Below are 16,657 nucleotides of genomic sequence, written 5' to 3' on the forward strand. Positions count from 1 at the left end.
TGGGTGACCAGGAATGTAGCGTGGCCGCGCCGGCCCAAGGCGAGTCCGGCCGGCCGGGCCAGCAGGCGCTGGACCTGATCGCCCGCATCGTCGCGGCGATCGAACTGACCCCGCTGGTGGCGGTGCACAGCGTCGACCGCGGCGGCCGGGTGTGTTTCTGGAACCAGACCTGCGTCCAGTTGTACGGCGTGGCGGCGGAGCAGGCGCTGGGCCAGCCGCTGGCGCAGCTGCTGCAGCCGCAGCAGCGCGCCGCCGAGCACGCCGCCGCGCTGGAGCAGGTGTGGCACAGCGGCCGGCCCAGCCCGGCGCGCGACTGGCAGTTGCGCAGCGCCGCCGGACGCCTGTTGTGGGTCTACTCGAGCATGTTCCCGGTCTACCGCGGCGGCGAGCTGCAACAGGTGTTCTGCATGGACATCGACGTCACCGCGCGCCGCCGCGAGGAGGGCGCGCTGCTGTCGGTGGGCGCCAACTTCCGCCAGATGTTCGAGCAGTCCAGCGACGCCATCCTGGTCATCGAGCGCGACCGCATCGCCGAACTCAATCCGGCCGCGCTGGCGCTGTTCGACTGCGCCGACCCCGGCCGCATGCTGGGCAAGAGCCTGGCCGACTTCTCGCCGCTGCGCCAGGACGGCGGCGCGCTGTCGGCCCAGGCCGGGCTGGCCATGGCGCAGCAGGCCCACCGCCTGGGCAACTGGCGCTACGACTGGCGCTACACCAGCTGCGGCGGGCGCCAGTTTTGGGCCGAGGTGCTGCTGACCTCGATCACGCTGGACCACGAGTTCCTGTTCTACGCGGTGGTGCGCGACGTCTCCGCCCGCAAGCTGGCCGAGCAGCGCCTGTACCTGGCCGCCCAGGTGTTCGAGAACAGCCGCGACGCCATCCTGCTGGCCGACCGCGGCCCCAGCGTGATCGCCGTCAACCAGGCCTACGCCGCCGTCACCGGGCTCAGTCCGGCCGAGATGGTCGGCCAGGCCCTCGACGGCGAGCGCGTCGGCATCGAGGACGGCGAGTTGTTCCGCCAGATCTGGTGCGCGATGCAGGACCAGGGCCACTGGCAGGGCGAGATCTGGGCGCAGCGCCGCGGCGGCGCGCGCTATCCGGCCTGGCTGTCGCTGGCCGCCATCGCCGACCAGCAGGGCGTGGTGTCGAACTATATGCTGATCCTGTCGGACATCAGCGAACGCAAGCGCTCCGAGGAGACCACCCGCCACCAGGCCGAGCACGACTTCCTGACCGACCTGCCGAACCGGGTGCTGCTGCTCGACCGCCTCAGCCTGGCGCTGACGGCGGCGCGGCGCAACCACAGCATGCTGGCCATCCTGTTCCTCGACCTGGACCGTTTCAAGCACATCAACGACACCCTGGGCCACCACGTCGGCGACCTGCTGCTCAAGGAGGTGGCGGCGCGGCTGGTCAAGTGCGTGCGCGCGGTCGACACGGTGAGCCGCCAGGGCGGCGACGAGTTCGTCATCATCCTGGCCGACATCGGCGGCATCGACCAGGCCGCCCACGTCGCCGCCAGCGTGCTGCAGGCGATCACCCAGACCTACGAGCTGGAGCTGCACCGGCTCGACGTCACCACCTCGATCGGCATCAGCATCTTCCCCGACGACGGCGCCGACATCGAGACCCTGGTGAAGAACGCCGACCTGGCCATGTACCACGCCAAGGAGGGCGGGCGCAACCGCTTCCAGTTCTTCAGCGCCGAGATGAACGCCCAGATCGTCGAGCGGGTCGCCTTCGAGAACGGCCTCCGCGGCGCGCTGCGCGAGGGCCAGTTCGAGCTCGAGTTCCAGCCCGAGGTCGACATCGCCAGCGGCGCCACGCTGGGCGCCGAGGCCTTGATCCGCTGGCGCCACCCGCAACTGGGCCTGCTGCTGCCGGAGCGCTTCATCGCCGTGGCGGAGGACTGCGGCCTGATGGTCGGCATCGGCAACTGGGTGCTGCGCGAGGCCTGCCGCCAGGCGCGCCGCTGGCAGGAGCAGGGCCGGCCGCTGGTGGTGGCGGTCAACATCTCGCTGGCCCAGCTGATGCAGAACAACCTGGCGCACAGCGTGGCCGAGGCGCTCGAGGTGAGCGGCCTGGCGCCCGGCCTGCTCGAACTGGAGCTGACCGAGGCGATCATCATGCGCCAGGGCGGCGCCGCGCCGGCCAAGCTGCAGGCGCTGCGCGCGCTCGGCGTCGGCCTGACCATCGACGACTTCGGCACCGGCTACTCGCGCCTGGGCCACCTGCGCGACTACCCGGTCGACAAGCTGAAGATCGACCGCTCCTTCATGGCCGACCTGGCCGCCGAGCCGGGCGACGCCGCCGTGGTCACCGCCATCATCGGCGTGGCGCGCAGCCTGAAGCTGACCGTGGTGGCCGAGGGGGTGGAGACGGCGGAGCAGCTGGCGTTCCTGCGCCAGCACGGCTGCGACCGCTACCAGGGGCGCTACATCGCGCTGGCGGCGGCGAACGGCGCGGCGAACGGCGCCGACGCCGACGGGGCCGTCGCCGCGCAGGCCGCCGAGGGCAGGGTGCCGGCGCCGGGCGGAGCGCCAGGGTCAGACCCTAGGGTCTGACCCTCGATTCGTGCCGTCGCTGTTCTTGGGCCGGCCTCAAGCCTCGGCCCGGTCGCGCGCGCCGTACAGGCGCAGGCGCACCAGCACCTGGCCGTGGTCCGAGGTCTCCGGGCGTTGCTGCAGCAGGTGGTCGTTCAGGTAGCTGACGTCGAGCACCTCGCCGATGGCGTAGCGCGAGGCCGGGTTGAACTCCTCCGACACCAGCACGTGGTCGATGGTCATGTAGTGGCCCTCGTGGATGTTGGTGTAGCCGACGTGGCGCAAGCGGTCCTGGCGCAGCTGGATCTGGTTGCAGTCGAACATGCGGCCGCTCAGCTCGTCGCCCGGCTGGCACCAGGCGCCGGCGCCCAGCACGATGGTGGTGGTGACGGCGTCGGCGGTGTCGTTGAAGTCGCCCAGCACGATGCGCGGCCGGCGCCCGCCCCGTTCCGCCTCGCTCAATTGGCTCAGCAGCACGCGCAGCGCCACCGCCTCGGTGCCGCGGCGGATCAGCGAGCGCAGGTTGGCCTGGGCGTACAGCAGCGGGTCGTCGCCGCAGTCGCCGTTGCGGTAGTCGGGCCGCTTGGATTTCAGATGGACCACGATGACGTCGAGCACGCGCCGGTCCGGCAGCAGGATCTGGGCGTGCAGCGGGGCGCGGGCGAAGCGGTCGGCGTCGCGGCTGCCGGCCGGCATGGCGACGCCGTCGGGGAAGGCCGGGTAGGCCGCCGGCGTGGCCGCCAGCGGCAGGCGCGAGACCAGCGCCACCTGCGGCGTCAGGCGCTCGGCGCCGGCCTCGGCTTCGACGCCGGCCAGCATGGCGTCGCGGTAGCGGCTGCTGCGCGCCAGCACGTCGCGCAGCGCCGCCAGCGAAAAGATCTCCTGCAGGCCGATCACGTCGGCGTCGAGCTGGTCGAGCTGGTGGGCGGTCCAGGCGACCTTCGCCTCGTACTCCTGCGCCGTCAGCGGCGCCAGGTTGTCATACAGTTTCGCCCCGGCCGGCGCCAGGTTGCACACGTTGAAGGTGGCAAAGCGAAGTTCTTGCTGCATAATTCGATACTCCTCATTGAATCTTTAGCGTATCACGCATGGCCAAAAAAGAGCATATTTCCGAAACCCAGGCGACGCAGCTGCTGCGCAAGCACAAGATCGCCTTCTCGGAGCACCCCTATCCCTACGAGGAGCACGGCGGCACCAGCGTCTCGGCGCGCGAGCTGGGCGTGGCCGAGCACCACGTCGTCAAAACGCTGGTGATGCAGGACGAGGCGGCCAAGCCGCTGATCGTGCTGATGCACGGCGACTGCAAGGTGTCGACCAAGAACCTGGCGCGGGCGATCGGCTGCAAGTCGGTCGAGCCGTGCAAGCCGGAGGTGGCGACGCGCCACTCCGGCTACATGATAGGCGGCACCTCGCCGTTCGGCACCAAGAAGGCCATGCCGGTGTACGTCGAGCAGGGCATCCTGGCGCTGGAAACGATATATATCAATGGCGGGCGGCGCGGCTTCCTGATCGGCATCGCGCCGCGGGTGCTGCTCGACGTGCTGGCGGCCAAGCCGGTGCAGTGCGCCCTGGCCGACTGAGGGCCGACGCGCTTGCCCTGCGTCAATACCGCCGCACTTTGTTGGCGTGGAGACACGCGCATGGTGTATATTCAGCAGCCCCGGCGGAGAGCCCCGGGAACAATAATTAGAGGGAAACAATGAATACAGTACTGATGACCGTGGCCGCCTATCTGATCGGCTCGATCTCCTTTGCCGTGGTGATGAGCAAGTTGTTCGGCATCGCCGACCCGCGCACCTACGGCTCGAAGAACCCGGGCGCCACCAACGTGCTGCGCAGCGGCAACAAGGGCGCCGCCATCATGACCCTGCTGGGCGACGGCGCCAAGGGCTGGCTGGCGGTCTGGCTGGCCTACCGCTACCAGGAGCAACTGGGCGTGGGCGACATGGCCGTGGCGCTGGTGGCCATCGCCGTCTTCCTCGGCCACCTGTGGCCGGTGTTCTTCCGCTTCGTCGGCGGCAAGGGCGTGGCCACCGCGCTGGGCGTGCTGCTCGGCCTGAACCCGTGGCTGGGCCTGGCCACCCTGGTGACCTGGTTGGCGGTCGCCTTCGCCTTCCGCTACTCCTCGTTGGCCGCGCTGATCGCCGCGCTGTTCGCGCCGTTCTACTACGGCCTGCTGTTCGGCGTCGAGCCGCAGTTGTTCGCCGTCACCGCGATGAGCGTACTGTTGGCCTACCGCCACAGCCAGAATATCAGCAACCTTCTGGCCGGCAAGGAAAGCCGTATCGGCGGCAAGGGCGCCGCCGCCAAGGAAGCGAGCCCGGCCAAGGGCAGGAAGAAGTAAGCCCTTCTTCAGTTGGGTGGCATACCAGAAACCAGGCCGAGGCCTGGTTTTTTGCTATGCGGCGTCGAATTCCTCTCGGCGGAACAATGGATGCCAGTTCAGTGTAATTATTTCAATAATTGCAATTGATCCCGTCGGCGACTTGATTTCGCTTTTGCTGCCATCATATGCTTGCCATAGCGCCGCCGGGCGGCGCCCACCCATTGCGAAGGCCCACCCATGAGTACACCCATCAAGATCGACTTTGTCTCCGACGTCTCCTGCCCCTGGTGCGCCATCGGCCTGAAGTCGCTCGAGGCGGCGCTGGCCAACATCGGCGCGGCGGCCCAGCCCGAGCTGCACTTCCAGCCCTTCGAGTTGAATCCGAAGATGGGCGCCGAGGGCCAGGACATCGGCGAGCACATCGCCGAGAAGTACGGCGCCACGCCGGAACAGCAGGCGCAGTCGCGCGAAATGATACGGGCGCGCGGCGCCGAGGTCGGCTTCACCTTCGCGATGGACCAGCGCAGCCGCATCTACAACACCTTCGACGCCCACCGCCTGCTGCACTGGGCCGAGCTGGAGGGGCGCCAGAAGGAGCTCAAGCACGCGCTGCTGGAGGCCTACTTCACCCAGGGCGAAAACCCCAGCTCGCGCGAGGTGCTGGCGCGGGTGGCCGGCGCCGCCGGGTTGGACGAGGCCGCCGCCGCCGAGGTGCTGGCGTCCAACCGCTACGCCGACGAGGTGCGCGAGCGCGAGCACTTCTATATCCAACAGGGCATCAACTCGGTGCCGGCGGTGATCATCAACGACCGCCACCTGATCTCCGGCGGCCAGCCGGCCGAGGTGTTCGAACAGGCGCTGCGGCAGATTCTGGCGGCGGCCTAAACGGCCGGCCACGGCGGCGGCGGCCAAGTCTCCCGCCGCCGCGCTTTTGCGCTACACTCAGGCCACCATAGCGCGGGTACCCGCAGCGGCGATCCAGGGAGGCTCATGCCGGCAGCACAAAAAATCCACATACTCGGCGTCGCCAGACCGCCGGCCGACCAGTTCCGCGTCGCCGCGCTGCAGCGCTACAAGATCCTCGACACGCCGCCCTGCGACGACTTCAGCTTCCTCGCCGAGCTGGCCGCCAAGCTGTGCGGCGTGCCCTACGCCGCCGTCGCGCTGGTCGACGCCGAGCGGGTCTGGCTGAAGGCCGGCCACGGCCTGCCGCTGGGCAGCGTGCCGCGCCAGGACAGCTACTGCGCGCTGGCGGTGCTGGGCGAGGCCGCCACCGAGATCGCCGATTTGAGCGCGGACTACCGCACCGCCCACCTGCCGCTGACCGTCGGCGCGCCGCACATGCGCATGTACAGCGGCGTGGCGCTGACCTCGCCGGACGGCTTCCAGATCGGCTCGCTGTGCGTGATGGACAGCCGGCCCGGCGCGCTCGACGAGGAGCAGCGCCGCACGCTGGCGCGGCTGGGCCGCCAGGTGATGGCCCTGATCGAGCTGCGCGCCAACCAGCGCACGCTCGACAGCTCGCAGCGCGAGTTGGAGCAGCTGGCGCTGGGCGACGAGCTGACCGGCCTGCACAACCGCCGCTCGCTGCTGCAGCGCCTGCAGTTCGAGGTGGCGCGCGCCAAGCGCTTCCGCACGCCGCTGTCGGCGCTGATGATCGACCTGGACGACTTCAAGGGCGTCAACGACGGCTACGGCCACGCCGCCGGCGACATGGTGCTGGCCAACGTCGGCCGCCTGCTGCGCGAGAGCGTGCGGGTGATCGACATCGCCGGCCGCTACGGCGGCGAGGTGCTGTGCGTGGTGCTGCCCAACACGCCGCGCGAGGGCGCCGGCAAGCTGGCCGAGACGCTGCGCGCCAAGCTGGCGGCGCAGCTGCACACGGCCGGCGCGCGCGTGGTGGAAGTCACCGCCAGCATCGGCGTAGGCGCCTTCGACCACATGGGCATCGCCGACGCCGAGAGCCTGCTGCGCCAGGCCGACGAGGCACTGCGGCGCGCCAAGGACGGCGGCCGCAACCGCGTCGCGTCGTGAGCCCGGCACTGGAAACGAACATGCCAACAGCCCTCTGGAACGCCGCCGCCGGCGGAAGCCGCTAGCATGGCGCTGCAGGCCAGGCCGTATTTGCAGCAGGTCAGGGCGAGCTACGGCGCCGACATCGACCTGCGGCGCCACCCGTACAACGTGCCGGCCCTGCGCCAGCTCGACAGCGTCGCCTTCCACGCCGACGTGACCTTCTTCATCGGCGAGAACGGCGCCGGCAAGTCGACCCTGCTGGAGGCGATCGCGCTGGCGCTGGGCTACAGCATCGAGGGCGGCACCCGCAACGTGCGGCTCAATTCGGCCGGCGAGCAGAGCCCGCTGCACCAGTCGCTGCGCCTGTCGAAGAGCTACCAGGTGCCGAGCGACGGCTACTTCTTCCGCGCCGAGAGTTTTTCCAACGTCGCCACCCTGGCCGACCAGACCGGCTATCTGGCGGGCTACGGCGGCAAGTCCCTGCACCAGCAGTCGCACGGCGAGGCCTTCATGGCGGTGTTGCTGAACAAATTCCGCGGCCGCGGCCTGTACCTGCTCGACGAGCCGGAAGCGGCGCTGTCGCCCAGCCGGCAGCTGGCCGCGCTGACGGCGATCCACCGGCTGGTGGGCGAGCAGTCGCAGTTCATCATCGCCACCCATTCGCCGATCCTGCTGGCCTACCCGAACGCGAAGATTCTGCGCTTCGACGACGCCGGCATCAACGAGGTGGCCTACGAGGACACCGAACACTACGCGGTCACCCGCGATTTTTTGAACCACTACCCGCGCCGGCTGGAGCAGCTGCTGGCGCCGGATTGAAGCCGACCAGGAACGATGGACAACATCACCCACTCGCTGATCGGCCTGGGCGCCGGCGAATTGATCCACCGCAGCCTGGCGCCCGAGCCAGACAGCGCCGGCCAGCGCACGCGCCACCGCCTGCTGCTGACAGCCTGCGCGCTGGCCAGCAACTTCCCCGACCTCGACCTGTTCCTCACCAAGCTGCTGCCCGACCCGCTCGGTTATCTGCTGAACCACCGGGGCCACACCCACACGCTGCTGTTCGCGCTGCCGCAGGCCTTGCTGCTGCTGGCGCTGTTGTGGGGACTGTGGCCGGCGGCGCGCGCGCTCTTGCGGCGCAGCGGCGCGGCGCGGGTCGGCCTGGCGGCCAGCATCCTGCTCGGCCTCGGCCTGCACCTGCTGATGGACTTCACCAACTCCTACGGCATCCACCCCTTCTATCCCTTCGACGGGCGCTGGTTCTACGGCGACATGGTGTTCATCGTCGAGCCGTTGTTCTGGGTCGCCTTCGGCGTGCCGCTGGCCTGGCTGACGGGGGCGCGCACGGCGCGCGCGCTCGGCCTGGGCCTGCTGGCGGCGGCGCTGCTGTTCTTCACGTGGAAGGGCTATCTGGCGCCGGGCGCGCTGGCCGCCTTGCTGGCGGTCGCCGCGCTGATGGCCGCGCTGCAGCGGCGCGACGGCGCGCGCGGACGCGGCGCCCTGTTGCTGGCGCTGCTGCTCGGCGTCGTCTTCGTCGGCGCGCAGGGCGTCGGCTCGGTGCTGGGCGCGCAGCGCATCCGCGCCGCGCTGCGGCAGATCGATCCGGCTGCGCGCACGGTCGACGTGGCGATGACGGCCTTCCCCAGCCAGCCGCTGTGCTGGAACTTTGTCGCGGTGGAGCTCGACGAGGCGGCCGACCGCTACCGCATGCGGCGCGGCGTGCTCAGTTTGGCGCCGCAGTGGCTGGCGCCGCAGGCCTGCCCGCGCGGCCTGCTCGACCAGGCGCCGGCACAGCCGCTGACGGCGGCGCTGATCCAATACGGCGAGCGCCGCGCCAGCCTGTCCGCCCTGCGCGGGCTGCGGCGCGACAGCTGCTATGTGGACGCCTGGCTGCGCTTCGCCCGCGCCCCGGCGCTGGCGGACGGCGAGCTGTCGGACTACCGCTTCGCCGGCACGCCGCGCGGCAATTTTTCATCGTTGCGCATCGCCGACAGCCGGCAGGCGGCCTGTCCGCAGAACGTGCCCGGCTGGGGCTATCCGCGCGCCGACCTGCTGGCGCCGCCGGCCGCCGTGGCGCCGGCAAGGGCGCCAGTCCTTGCGAGGGCCGGGCGGCCGTCGCGTTGACGCGGCGGCGCCGCCTTGCAAGCGACGCAGCCAAGCCAACAAGACCCTCAGGCGCGCACCTAGGGTCAGACCCTGAGGGTCTGACCCTGGCTTTCTGCCGTTGGGTGGTTCTGGAGCCGCTGGCGCCTTAAGGGGGCTATGCCTTGACCGCCGCCGCCACGTCGTCGTGGTCGGTGGAGATGGCCAGCGCCAGCCACTCCGCCATCTCCGCCTCGACCGCGCGGTTCTTCTCGCGCACGCCGGCCACGGTGTCGCTGCCCAGTTGCAGGCGCAGCGGCGGGGCGGCGCTGTCGACCAGGGTCAGCACCGCCTTGGCCAGCTTTTGCGGGTCGCCCGGCTGGCGGTGGTTGACGCCGGCGGCGTGGGCGCGCATGGCGCCGACCGTCTCGGCGTAGGCATCGATGCGGTTGCGCGTGCTGACCAGCGAGGCGGCGTCGAGGAAGTCGGTGCGGAAGTAGCCCGGCTCGACCGCCGTGACGTGGATGCCCAGCGGCGCCAGCTCCATCGCCTGCGCCTCGCTCAGCGCCTCGACGGCGAACTTGCTGGCGCAGTAGATGCCCCAGCCGGCGTAGGAGCGGTAGCCGCCCACCGACGACAGGTTGACCAGGTGGCCGCTGCCCTGCCGGCGCATGAGCGGCAGCACCGCGCGGCTGACGTTGAGCAGGCCGAAGACGTTGGTGTCGAACAGCGCGCGCACCTCCTCCGAGTTGGCCTCCTCGACGGCGCCGAGCAGGCCGTAGCCGGCGTTGTTGACCAACACGTCGATGCGGCCGAAGCGCTCCAGCGCGCGCTGCGCCACGCCGATCGCCTGCGCCTCGTGGCGCACGTCCAGCTTCAGTGCCAGCAATTGCGGGTGCTGGCCCAGCGCGTCGATGACGGTTTGCGGGTCGCGCGCGGTGGCCACCACGGCATCGCCCCGGGCCAGCGCGTCGCGCGCGATCAGCGCGCCGAAGCCGCGCGAGGCGCCGGTGATGAGCCATACCTTGTTGTTGCTATTGTTGCCGTTGTTTGCGTTTGCCATGATCGTTTTCCTTTGAGAGGGGAGGGGCTGTGGAATGTACAGGGGCCAGTGTAGGGTGGGCGGAGCTGCTACACTAGCCATAGGAAAGCTGTTTTATTTTCATCTGTTGGTTGTAAATGGAAGGCCGCACCGGCATGGATAAAGCCCGCGTCATCACCCTGTTCATCGGCGTCGTCCGCGCCGGCAGCTTCAGCGCCGCCGCCGCCGAGGCGGGCCTGACGCCGCAGGCCGTTAGCAAGGCGGTGCGCCAGCTTGAGGAGAACCTGGGCGTGCGCCTGTTCGCGCGACGTCGCCGAGTTGGCCGGGGCGGGCCGCCGCTGCACCGGCTTCCGCCACCCGAACACGGGCCGGCTGATGCCGTGGGAGCTGACCATCGACGGCGCCACCGTCTACCAGGACGTGCCGGTGGTGGCCAGCTTCAACACGGTGGAGGGCGAGCTGGAGGCGGTGCGCGCCGGCGTCGGCCAGCTGATAGGCTACATGGCCGAGGCCGACCTGGCCAGCGGCGCCCTGGTGCGCCTGCTGCCGCAGCAGGCTAGCAGCGAGCACGGCCTGTTCCTGTACTATCAGCGGCGCACCCAGATGCCGCTGCGGGTGCGCCATTTCATCGACTTCATCGCCGCCGCCGGCGCGCGCCTGTTCCCCGCCTACCGGCCGCGCCGGCCGGCCCACCACCCGCAAGGAAAATGACGCCCGCCATGGACCGACTACATTTGATGACCGTCCTCGTCGCCGTCGGCGACGAGCAAAGCTTCGCCGGCGGCGCGCGCCGCCTCGGCATGTCGCCGCCGGCCGTCACGCGCGCCATCGCCGCGCTGGAGGAGCGCCTCGGCGTCAAGCTGCTCGACCGCACCACGCGCCACGTGCGCGTCACCGAGGCCGGCCGGCGCTATCTGGACGACGCCCGCCGCATCATCGCCGAGGTCGACGAGGCCGACGAGGCGGCCGCCGGCACCAACGCCGAACCGCGCGGCCACTTGGCCGTCACCGCGCCGGTCCTGTTCGGCAAGCTGTACGTCATGCCCGGCATCGTCGACTATCTGGCGCGCTATCCGGCGATGGAGGTGTCGGCGCTGCTGGTCGACCGCGTCACCAATCTGCTGGAGGAGGGGCTCGACGTCGGCGTGCGCATCGGCGAGCTGCCCGATTCGAGCATGCAGGCGATCGGCGTGGGCCGGGTGCGGCGCATGGTCTACGCCGCGCCGGCCTACCTGGAGCGGCACGGCGTGCCGCACTCGCCGGCCGAGCTGGCGCGCCACACGGTGATCCTGGCATCGAGCGTGAGCATGTCGCCGGAGTGGAAGTTCGGCCGGCAGGGCCAGACGGTGTCGGTGCGGGTCAAGCCGCGCCTGGTGGTGAGCACCAACGACGGCGCCATCGAGGCGGCCGTGCTGGGGCTGGGCATCACCCGGCTGATGTCCTACCAGGCCGCGCGCCACGTCGAGACGGGCCAGCTGGTGCCGCTGCTGCGCGACTACGAGCCGGAAGCCGTGCCGATCAGCGTGGTGCACCGCGACGGCCGGCGTGGCTCGGCCAGGCTGCGCAGTTTCATCGACCTGATCGTCGCCCGCCTGCGCGCCGACCAGGCGCTGAACGGCTAACTGGCGCCTGCGCGCTGGCGGTGCGCGCGCGATGCTGCTGTGCACAAAAACGGTGCCGAAAAATTCATCAACGTCGTCCTGCGCGCCAACACGGAGCGCAAACGTCTCGAATCGGGGCGCGATGCTCTCCGCGTTTGCTGGCACACCAATTGCTGTAGAGAGGTGGAAGGGCCGCCACCCGGCGGCCCATAGCGACCAGCACGAGGATACGATGAGCAGCGATACCCCATTTAAGCCGATCCGCCGCCAACTACTGAAAGCCGGCGCCGCCGTCGGCGCCACCGGGCTGGGCTGCCTGGTCGGAGGCGGCGCCTGGGCCGCCGGCTCGGACAAGCCGGAAAAAGAGGAGGTCAAGGTCGGCTTCATTCCGCTGACCGACTGCGCCTCCGTGGTGATGGCCTCGGTGCTCGGCTTCGACAAGAAGTACGGCATCAAGATCGTGCCGAGCAAGGAGTCTTCCTGGGCCAGCGTGCGCGACAAGCTGGTCAACGGTGAACTCGACGCGGCCCATGTGCTGTATGGCCTGGTGTATGGCGTCCACCTCGGCGTGGGCGGGCCGAAGAAGGACATGGCGGTGCTGATGAACCTGAACCACAACGGCCAGGCCATCACGTTGTCGAAGAAGATCGCCGACAAGGGCGCGGTGGACGGCACCTCGCTGGCCAAGCTGATGGCCACCGACAAGCGCGAGTACTCCTTCGCCCAGACCTTCCCGACCGGCACCCACGCCATGTGGTTGTACTACTGGCTGGCGGCGCACGGCGTCAACCCGTTCAAGGACGCCAAGATCATCACCGTGCCGCCACCGCAGATGGTGGCCAATATGCGGGTTGGGAACATGGACGGCTTCTGCGTCGGCGAACCGTGGGGCCACCGCGCCATTGTCGACGGCGTCGGCATCACCGCCGCCACCACCCAGGACATCTGGCGCGACCACCCGGAGAAGGTGCTCGGCACCAGCGCTGAGTGGGTCAAGAAGTATCCGAATACGGCGCGCGCGCTGACCGCCGCCATCCTCGACGCCGGCCGCTGGATCGACGCCTCGCTGTCGAACAAGCAGAAAATGGCCGAGACCATCGCCGACAAGTCCTACGTCAACACCTCGGTCGACGTGATCAACCAGCGCATCCTGGGACGCTACCAGAACGGCCTGGGCAAGACCTGGGACGACCCGAACTATATGAAGTTCTTCAACGACGGCAGCGTCAACTTCCCCTACCTGTCCGACGGCATGTGGTTCCTCACGCAGCAGAAGCGCTGGGGCTTGCTGAAGAGCGAGCCGGACTACCTGGCGGTGGCGACGCAGATCAACCAGATCGGCGTCTATACGGACGCCGCCGCGATGGCCAAGGTCAGCGTGCCGAAGTCGCCAATGCGTAGCACCAAGCTGATGGACGGCACGGTCTGGGATGGCAAGAACCCCAAGGCCTACGCCGACTCGTTCAAAATCAAAGCCTGAGGAGGGACCGCATATGAGCGCAGTGTTCAACAATCTGGCCGCGCCGGCGGTGGCGGCGGACGCGCCGGCAGCCGCCGTTCCGGCGGCAACGGCCGTAGCGACGGCAGCGACGGCATCGGCCGTGGCACCCGTCGCGGCGGCGCCGGCCAAGCCGCCGCGCAGCGCGCGCCTGGCCGCCAAGGGCGTGGTGCTGGCCGGCGGCAAGTCGCGTCTGCGTCCCCACGTGATGAAGTACCTGCCGCCGCTGCTCGGCCTGGCCCTGCTGGTGCTGGTGTGGCAGATCCTGGCCAGCGGGAACAACGGCATCCCGACGCCGCTGGTCACCTGGCAGGAGGCCGTGCGCCTGTTCTCCGATCCCTTCTACCGCAAGGGGCCGAACGACCAGGGCATCGGCTGGAACGTGCTGGCCTCGCTCAAACGGGTCGGCATGGGCTTCGGCCTGGCCGCCGTGATCGGCATTCCGCTCGGCTTCCTGATCGGCCGCTTCAAGTTCCTCGGCGGGATGTTCAACCCGATCATCAGCCTGTTGAAGCCGGTGTCGCCGTTGGCCTGGCTGCCGATCGGCCTGCTGGTGTTCAAGTCGGCCGACCCGGCCGCCATCTGGTCGATCTTCATCTGCTCGATCTGGCCGATGATCATCAACACCGCCGTCGGCGTGCAGCGCGTGCCGCAGGACTACATGAACGTGGCGCGCGTGCTCAACCTGTCGGAGTGGAAGATCGTCACCAAGATCCTGCTGCCGTCCGTGCTGCCCTACATGCTGACCGGCGTGCGCCTGGCCATCGGCACGGCCTGGCTGGTGATCGTCGCGGCGGAGATGCTGACCGGCGGCGTGGGCATCGGCTTCTGGGTCTGGGACGAGTGGAACAACCTGAACGTGCCGCACATCCTGATCGCCATCGTCATCATCGGTGTGGTCGGGCTGGTGCTGGAGCAGATCCTGGTCGCCGTGGCCAGATCGTTCACCTACGAAGAAGTGGAGGGCTGACATGGGCGCCAATAAATTCATCGAGATCACGCACGCCGAGATGGTCTTCAACACCAAGAAGGGCAGCTTCCACGCCCTCAGCGACGTCAACCTGACGGTGCAGAAGGGCGAGTTCATCACCCTGATCGGCCACTCCGGCTGCGGCAAGTCGACCCTGCTCAATTTGATCGCCGGGCTGACCACGGCCAGCGAGGGCGTGCTGCTGTGCGGCGGGCGCGAGATCGCCGGGCCGTCGCCGGAGCGGGCGGTGGTGTTCCAGAACCATTCGCTGCTGCCCTGGTTGACCTGCTACGAGAACGTGCATCTGGCGGTCGAGCGTGTCTTCGGCGGCAAGGAGTCGGGCGCGCAGTTGAAGGAGCGGGTGATGGCGGCGTTGGCCATGGTCGGCTTGACGGCGGCGGCGGCCAAGCGGCCGCACGAGATCTCGGGCGGCATGAAGCAGCGCGTCGGCATCGCCCGCGCGCTGTCGATGGAGCCGAAGGTGTTGTTGATGGACGAGCCCTTCGGCGCGCTCGACGCGCTCACCCGCGCGCATTTGCAGGACGAGCTGTTGCGCATCGTCGCGGCGACGCAGTCGACGGTGGTGATGGTGACGCACGACGTGGACGAGGCGGTGCTGCTGTCGGACCGCATCGTGATGATGACCAACGGGCCGGCGGCGACCATCGGCGAGATCTTGCAGGTGCGGCTGGCGCGACCGCGCGACCGGCTGGCGCTGGCGCAGGACCCGCTGTACATCGAGTACCGCACCAGCGTGCTGCACTTCCTCTACCAGCGCCAGGCGCGGCCGGCGCAGCGCGAGGCGGCGTGATTGGTGTTGTGGGTATGCTGGCGCACCCCGGGTGAGGCGGGGTCAGACCCCGTACGGGGTCTGACCCCAGTCCGCGCCGCGGGCTCAGTCGGCTGGCGGGTGTTGCGGGGTTGGACGGCTCAGACCACCTTGATCTCGTCGAGCGGCCAGCGCGGCCGCACGTTGAAGGAGTAGTCGCGCTGCGCCGCGTCGGGGTTGATTTGCAGGCGCATGGCGCCGGCGAAGGCGATCATGGCGCCGTTGTCGGTGCAGAACTCCAGCTCGGGGTAGTAGACCTTGAAGCGCTTCTTGGCGGCGGCCTCGTTGAGCGAGGCGCGCAGCTGGCTGTTGGCGCCGACGCCGCCGGCGATGACCAGCCGCTTCAGGCCGGTGTGCTTGAGCGCGTTGACGCATTTGGCGGTCAACACGTCGACGATGGCGTCGACGAAGCCGCGCGCGATGTTGGCCTTGTCCTGCTCGCAGATGTTGGCGATCACCTTCTCTTCATGGTTCTTCACCACCGTCAGCACCGCCGTCTTCAGGCCGGAGAAGCTGAAATTGAAGTCCTTCGAGTGCAGCATCGGGCGCGGCAGCTTGTAGGCCAGCGGGTCGCCGAATTCGGCCAGGCGCGAGATGGCCGGGCCGCCCGGATAGCCCAGGCCGAGCAGCTTGGCCGACTTGTCGAATGCCTCGCCGGCGGCGTCGTCGAGCGTCTCGCCGAGCAGGGTGTACTGGCCGACGCCGTCGACCCGCATCAGCTGGGTGTGGCCGCCCGAGACCAGCAGCGCGATGAAGGGGAACTCCGGCGGCTCCTTGGCCAGCAGCGGCGACAGCAAATGGCCCTCCAGGTGGTGGATGCCGAGCACCGGCTTGTCCAGCGCCAGGCCCAGGCTGCAGGCCACCGAGGAGCCCACCAGCAGCGCGCCGGCCAGGCCGGGACCTTGGGTGTAGGCGATGGCGTCGATGTCCTGGGGCGCCAGCTTGGCGTCGGCCAGCGCCTGCTGCAGCAGCGGGATGGCGCGGCGGATGTGGTCGCGCGAGGCCAGTTCGGGCACCACGCCGCCGTACTCCTCGTGCATTGCCACCTGCGAGTAGAGGGCATGGGACAGCAGGCCGTGTTGCGTGTCGTACAGCGCAAGGCCGGTTTCGTCACAGGAGGATTCGACGCCGAGAACGATCATGAAGGGTGCACATTTGAAGGAGTAATCCGCCATTGTAAAGGAAAGTGCCCGGCCCGACTCCCCGAACTGGCGCAGGTCGGCGCACTATGGCTGTGCATTTTTCTCAATGTTGAGAGAAAAACGCGGCCGGCGCGTGGCACCGTTCTTGCATCAAGGATGGATGGCTTTACGAGGGAGGTGAACGATGTCTGGACAATGGAAACTGATCTGCCGGCTCAAGGACTTGGCGCCGCTAGGCACGCGGCAGGTGCCGCGCGGCTTGGCCTGGCAGGACCTGCCGGGAGTGCTGCTGATGCGCGGCGAGGACGAGCGCGTGGTCGCGCTGCTGGAGGGCGGACCCTACCTGGACGGCACGCCGGTGCGCGCCGCGCCGCCGAGCGAGACGCCGGCCGCCGGCCGGCGGCGCTGGAACAAGGCGCTGGCGCTGGCCTGCGCGCCGCAGGGGCAGGAGGGCTATCCGCGCTCGTACACGGTGCGGCTGGAGGACGGCAGGATCTATCTGGATCTGGAGGAGCTGAACGAACCGGCCAGCCGCGCCGAGGCGGCGCTGGCCGGTTCCTTCGCGCCGCATGCGCGCGTGCCGGTGTTCGGCTAGGCCGCGCCGGCGC

16 protein-coding genes and 1 pseudogene are annotated in these 16,657 nt (G+C 69.4%); 14 read left to right on the top strand and 3 right to left on the bottom strand.

All coding sequences use genetic code 11. The features are described 5' to 3' along the window. Window positions 1–20: 20 nt before the first annotated feature. Entirely contained in the window at window positions 21–2,564 is a 2,544-nt protein-coding gene (locus tag BM252_RS01890) for a sensor domain-containing protein (protein WP_245774034.1), read from the top strand. 36 nt (window positions 2,565–2,600) lie between these two features. On the opposite strand, the gene BM252_RS01895 is transcribed toward BM252_RS01890, so the two are convergent. Beyond that, complete coding sequence (locus BM252_RS01895; protein ID WP_093382851.1) at window positions 2,601–3,593, bottom strand: endonuclease/exonuclease/phosphatase family protein; 993 nt, start codon at window positions 3,591–3,593, stop codon at window positions 2,601–2,603. A gap of 38 nt (window positions 3,594–3,631) precedes the next feature. Between BM252_RS01895 and ybaK the strand changes: the two genes are divergently transcribed. The 6 genes from ybaK (at window position 3,632) to BM252_RS01925 (ending at window position 9,009) form a co-directional block, all read left to right on the top strand. Beyond that, window positions 3,632–4,123, top strand: a complete 492-nt coding sequence (ybaK, locus tag BM252_RS01900) for a Cys-tRNA(Pro) deacylase (protein ID WP_093382854.1) — start codon at window positions 3,632–3,634, stop codon at window positions 4,121–4,123. A 119-nt stretch (window positions 4,124–4,242) separates the two neighbouring features. Further along, entirely contained in the window at window positions 4,243–4,887 is a 645-nt protein-coding gene (plsY, locus tag BM252_RS01905; protein ID WP_093382856.1) for a glycerol-3-phosphate 1-O-acyltransferase PlsY, read from the top strand. A gap of 219 nt (window positions 4,888–5,106) precedes the next feature. Further along, a complete protein-coding gene (locus BM252_RS01910) occupies window positions 5,107–5,754 on the top strand; it encodes a DsbA family oxidoreductase (protein WP_093382859.1) in 648 nt (215 codons plus the stop codon). Between the two features lie 105 nt (window positions 5,755–5,859). After that, window positions 5,860–6,903, top strand: coding sequence for a sensor domain-containing diguanylate cyclase (locus BM252_RS01915; RefSeq protein ID WP_093382861.1), 1,044 nt, complete (start codon window positions 5,860–5,862; stop codon window positions 6,901–6,903). A 66-nt stretch (window positions 6,904–6,969) separates the two neighbouring features. Further along, window positions 6,970–7,704 (top strand): AAA family ATPase, encoded by a 735-nt coding sequence (locus tag BM252_RS01920; RefSeq protein WP_093382864.1) that lies wholly within the window; start codon window positions 6,970–6,972, stop codon window positions 7,702–7,704. A gap of 15 nt (window positions 7,705–7,719) precedes the next feature. Continuing rightward, window positions 7,720–9,009 carry a metal-dependent hydrolase gene (locus BM252_RS01925; protein WP_093382867.1) on the top strand — a complete coding sequence of 430 codons (1,290 nt, stop codon included), beginning with the start codon at window positions 7,720–7,722 and terminating at the stop codon, window positions 9,007–9,009. 136 nt (window positions 9,010–9,145) lie between these two features. Here the strand turns inward: BM252_RS01925 and BM252_RS01930 are convergent, their stop codons facing one another. Continuing rightward, the gene (locus BM252_RS01930) at window positions 9,146–10,030 is read right to left on the bottom strand and encodes an oxidoreductase (protein WP_093382869.1); all 885 of its coding nucleotides are present in this window, start codon (window positions 10,028–10,030) and stop codon (window positions 9,146–9,148) included. 134 nt (window positions 10,031–10,164) lie between these two features. Here BM252_RS01930 and BM252_RS32090 point away from each other — a divergent pair. The 6 genes and pseudogenes from BM252_RS32090 to BM252_RS01955 all read left to right on the top strand — a co-directional run. Further along, a pseudogene (locus tag BM252_RS32090) lies at window positions 10,165–10,266 on the top strand (helix-turn-helix domain-containing protein); the annotation flags it as partial. Window positions 10,267–10,384: 118 nt separating this feature from the next. Beyond that, complete coding sequence (locus BM252_RS32095) at window positions 10,385–10,720, top strand: LysR substrate-binding domain-containing protein (protein ID WP_342742453.1); 336 nt, start codon at window positions 10,385–10,387, stop codon at window positions 10,718–10,720. An 8-nt stretch (window positions 10,721–10,728) separates the two neighbouring features. After that, on the top strand, window positions 10,729–11,631 hold the full coding sequence (locus BM252_RS01940; RefSeq protein ID WP_093383277.1) for a LysR family transcriptional regulator: 903 nt from the start codon (window positions 10,729–10,731) through the stop codon (window positions 11,629–11,631). A gap of 211 nt (window positions 11,632–11,842) precedes the next feature. Continuing rightward, entirely contained in the window at window positions 11,843–13,090 is a 1,248-nt protein-coding gene (locus BM252_RS01945; protein ID WP_093382872.1) for a CmpA/NrtA family ABC transporter substrate-binding protein, read from the top strand. A 13-nt stretch (window positions 13,091–13,103) separates the two neighbouring features. After that, the gene (ntrB, locus tag BM252_RS01950) at window positions 13,104–14,078 is read left to right on the top strand and encodes a nitrate ABC transporter permease (RefSeq protein WP_093382874.1); all 975 of its coding nucleotides are present in this window, start codon (window positions 13,104–13,106) and stop codon (window positions 14,076–14,078) included. Window position 14,079: 1 nt separating this feature from the next. Beyond that, window positions 14,080–14,889 carry an ABC transporter ATP-binding protein gene (locus tag BM252_RS01955; protein ID WP_093382877.1) on the top strand — a complete coding sequence of 270 codons (810 nt, stop codon included), beginning with the start codon at window positions 14,080–14,082 and terminating at the stop codon, window positions 14,887–14,889. Between the two features lie 119 nt (window positions 14,890–15,008). Here the strand turns inward: BM252_RS01955 and tsaD are convergent, their stop codons facing one another. Beyond that, window positions 15,009–16,049, bottom strand: a complete 1,041-nt coding sequence (tsaD, locus tag BM252_RS01960; RefSeq protein WP_093382879.1) for a tRNA (adenosine(37)-N6)-threonylcarbamoyltransferase complex transferase subunit TsaD — start codon at window positions 16,047–16,049, stop codon at window positions 15,009–15,011. A 184-nt stretch (window positions 16,050–16,233) separates the two neighbouring features. Between tsaD and BM252_RS01965 the strand changes: the two genes are divergently transcribed. After that, window positions 16,234–16,644, top strand: a complete 411-nt coding sequence (locus tag BM252_RS01965) for a Rieske (2Fe-2S) protein (RefSeq protein ID WP_093382881.1) — start codon at window positions 16,234–16,236, stop codon at window positions 16,642–16,644. Window positions 16,645–16,657: the final 13 nt, after the last annotated feature.

This window comes from Rugamonas rubra, assembly GCF_900114705.1.
GTDB classification, from domain to species: Bacteria; Pseudomonadota; Gammaproteobacteria; order Burkholderiales; family Burkholderiaceae_D; genus Rugamonas; species Rugamonas rubra.

What these genes read in the sequence shown, in the direction of transcription:
- BM252_RS01925 (WP_093382867.1), top strand. Translation starts at nt 7,720, where the DNA reads ATGGACAACATCACCCACTCGCTGATCGGCCTGGGCGCCGGCGAATTG.
- BM252_RS01915 (WP_093382861.1), top strand. Translation starts at nt 5,860, where the DNA reads ATGCCGGCAGCACAAAAAATCCACATACTCGGCGTCGCCAGACCGCCG.
- BM252_RS32095 (WP_342742453.1), top strand. Translation starts at nt 10,385, where the DNA reads ATGCCGTGGGAGCTGACCATCGACGGCGCCACCGTCTACCAGGACGTG.
- BM252_RS01920 (WP_093382864.1), top strand. Translation starts at nt 6,970, where the DNA reads ATGGCGCTGCAGGCCAGGCCGTATTTGCAGCAGGTCAGGGCGAGCTAC.
- BM252_RS01965 (WP_093382881.1), top strand. Translation starts at nt 16,234, where the DNA reads ATGTCTGGACAATGGAAACTGATCTGCCGGCTCAAGGACTTGGCGCCG.
- BM252_RS01940 (WP_093383277.1), top strand. Translation starts at nt 10,729, where the DNA reads ATGGACCGACTACATTTGATGACCGTCCTCGTCGCCGTCGGCGACGAG.
- tsaD (WP_093382879.1), bottom strand. Translation starts at nt 16,049, where the DNA reads ATGATCGTTCTCGGCGTCGAATCCTCCTGTGACGAAACCGGCCTTGCG.
- BM252_RS01895 (WP_093382851.1), bottom strand. Translation starts at nt 3,593, where the DNA reads ATGCAGCAAGAACTTCGCTTTGCCACCTTCAACGTGTGCAACCTGGCG.
- ybaK (WP_093382854.1), top strand. Translation starts at nt 3,632, where the DNA reads ATGGCCAAAAAAGAGCATATTTCCGAAACCCAGGCGACGCAGCTGCTG.
- plsY (WP_093382856.1), top strand. Translation starts at nt 4,243, where the DNA reads ATGAATACAGTACTGATGACCGTGGCCGCCTATCTGATCGGCTCGATC.
- ntrB (WP_093382874.1), top strand. Translation starts at nt 13,104, where the DNA reads ATGAGCGCAGTGTTCAACAATCTGGCCGCGCCGGCGGTGGCGGCGGAC.
- BM252_RS01955 (WP_093382877.1), top strand. Translation starts at nt 14,080, where the DNA reads ATGGGCGCCAATAAATTCATCGAGATCACGCACGCCGAGATGGTCTTC.
- BM252_RS01930 (WP_093382869.1), bottom strand. Translation starts at nt 10,030, where the DNA reads ATGGCAAACGCAAACAACGGCAACAATAGCAACAACAAGGTATGGCTC.
- BM252_RS01945 (WP_093382872.1), top strand. Translation starts at nt 11,843, where the DNA reads ATGAGCAGCGATACCCCATTTAAGCCGATCCGCCGCCAACTACTGAAA.
- BM252_RS01910 (WP_093382859.1), top strand. Translation starts at nt 5,107, where the DNA reads ATGAGTACACCCATCAAGATCGACTTTGTCTCCGACGTCTCCTGCCCC.